We start from the raw sequence: 918 nt of genomic DNA on the forward strand, positions 1-918 counted from the left end.
ATTGAATAGCCACCGATTTACTAGACACTTTTGAGCCTTTCTTTGTACTGCTTTTCATACTCTACAGGTGACATTTGATCATTGGAACTGTGTCGACGTTTTACGTTATAGAACATCTCAATATATTCAAAGATATCCACCCGTGCCTCTTCTCTTGTTGAGTAAGTTTTTCGCTTGATACGTTCTCGCTTCAACAACTGGAAGAAGCTTTCAGCAACGGCATTGTCATGACAGTTGCCTTTTCTACTCATACTGGCTTCTAAGTCATGTTGCGACAAAAAGTTGTCCCAGTCATGGCTGGTATATTGACTTCCTTGGTCTGAATGAACGAGTACTTTATCGATTGGCGAGCGACGCAAATGGCCATCAACAGAGCATCCAATGCCAATTCTTTCGTTATTCGGTTTTTCATCGACCAACCAATCACACGCCTTGAGAACAAATCAATGACAACGGCCAGATACAACCAGCCTTCATGCGTCTTAATGTACGTAATATCTGTCACCCATGACTTATTGGGCTCTGTAGGATTGAACGCCCGTGCCAGCTTGTTGGCGGCGACTATATTTTCAGACCCTCCACGAGAACGAGGCTTTCTATATCCTCGTTGAGACTTCAATCCCTCCTGTTTCATCAAACGATGAACGAGATTAATTCCACAGGACTCTCCGTCATCTCGTAAGTCGCTGTAAATTTTCCGGTAGCCATAGACACCACCAGACTCAAGCCAGAACTGTTTTATGCGTCCGAGAAGATACTTCCGCCGCCGCTCCTGATGGCAATCAGGGTGTTGAACCCATGCGTAATAACCACTGGGATGAATGTCGAGGACGTGGCACATCAACCTGACAGGCCAAATCGCTTGGTGAGCACGGATAAAGGCGTACCTCAGTCGGACTGGCTTGCGAAGTACACCGC

Annotated in this window: 1 pseudogene; it reads right to left on the reverse strand. The window is 46.0% G+C overall.

The window, feature by feature from the left end:
• Window positions 1–20: 20 nt before the first annotated feature.
• Window positions 21–918: pseudogene (locus tag CS022_RS24585) on the reverse strand (IS3 family transposase); the annotation flags it as partial.

The sequence above is a fragment of the Veronia nyctiphanis genome, from assembly GCF_004116385.1.
Lineage (GTDB): Bacteria > Pseudomonadota > Gammaproteobacteria > Enterobacterales > Vibrionaceae > Veronia > Veronia nyctiphanis.